This window comes from Vibrio ouci, from assembly GCF_004551525.1.
Classification (GTDB): Bacteria; Pseudomonadota; Gammaproteobacteria; order Enterobacterales; family Vibrionaceae; genus Vibrio; species Vibrio ouci.
In genome coordinates, this window is record NZ_SATR01000190.1 from 1 (window position 1) to 1,293 (window position 1,293).

Below are 1,293 nucleotides of genomic sequence, written 5' to 3' on the forward strand. Positions count from 1 at the left end.
AGTAAATCATGTATTTGTGGTAAAACATAACAATAAATTTAAGAGTGATTCGCAACGCTTGGCGCCGTCACTTCAAGTCAGTTTAGTGTTTATGGCACAATGGTTTAGCTAAGGGTTAGCGTTGTTCACACCTTAATTTGGCGTTATGTTTACTTGAAATTCAAAGGATTAAAGGTCTTGGGCTCTAGTTCTTTGTCCCTCGGGCAATTCATCCCTAGTAGACTCAGCAAATCCGCATTGTCGGTCTAAGTTCTTGAATCTCTCAGCCCGTAAAACATACCAATGTTCGTGGGTTGCTTCATTGTCAGGTCGAACTGGCTAGTTTTCAGTTTCTCTGGCTTAAAGTCGCTTTTAGGTTCTTAGCCAATTAGCATTTCAGCTTGGCAGTTGCCTCGGCAACTCAACATTGTCTTTCGCTTTGGTTGGAAAGAAAGGGCGCTTGTTGTGATTTGGTCGGGTTGCCTCATTGGGCTGGGAAGTGGAATTACTGGATTTGGGTTAGTCGCTTTTGGCGGCCAAGTTGGTTCTTGCCTTGTAGTTTGGTTCAGAAAACTGGCTTGAAATAGCAGTTCTTTCTCAATTAAGTCAGTGACTTGTGGTAAAACATAACAAACAATTCAAGCTGATTCGCAACGCTTGGCATTTTCGGTTTCAATTGGTTTGGTGATTACGGTGAAGTGTTTAGGCCATGTGGCAGCGTTGCTCACAACTTAATTGGGCGTTATGTTTCCGAGTACCCCACGTTTAGTAGACACTTTACTAAGTTAGATCTAGGGTCTAATTGAGAGGTGATTTATGGCTAAACATCGTAATTCAGCGTACACCGAAGAGTTCCGCAAAGAAGCGGTTCGTCTTGCCTGTCTCCCGGGCCGAACAGCCGTTTCCGTTGCTAAAGAGTTGGGTATTAGTGCCCAGCAAATTCGTAATTGGAAGCGTCAGTTTACGCGCCTATCCGATAAACAGTTTAACACCTTAGACGGTGTTGACTATTCGAAGAAAGAATCCGAAGAGCTTCGCGCGCTAAGGCGCGAGAACAAGCGTCTACGTGATGAGATGGAATTCCTAAAAAAGGTGTCGGCGTACTTCGCGAAGAACCAAGAGTGAAGTACGAGTATATCGAGAGCTATATTGGGGAATATAAAATTACTCATATGTGCCACGCCTTGGACGTTTCGCCGAGTGGTTATTACAAATGGTTAAATCGAGAGCCGAGTGAGCGTTCAAAGCGGCGATACCGCTTTGAACAGTTAGTGATGTGTACCTTTGCGAAGCATCGTGCTCGCTATGGTTCAG

1 protein-coding gene is annotated in these 1,293 nt (G+C 44.4%); it reads left to right on the forward strand.

All coding sequences use genetic code 11. The annotated features are described in order from the left end of the window. The first annotated feature begins 795 nt into the window (after window positions 1–795). Window positions 796–1,104, forward strand: coding sequence for a transposase (locus ELS82_RS25020; RefSeq protein WP_244230890.1), 309 nt, complete (start codon window positions 796–798; stop codon window positions 1,102–1,104). Window positions 1,105–1,293: the final 189 nt, after the last annotated feature.

What these genes read in the sequence shown, in the direction of transcription:
- ELS82_RS25020 (WP_244230890.1), top strand. Translation starts at nt 796, where the DNA reads ATGGCTAAACATCGTAATTCAGCGTACACCGAAGAGTTCCGCAAAGAA.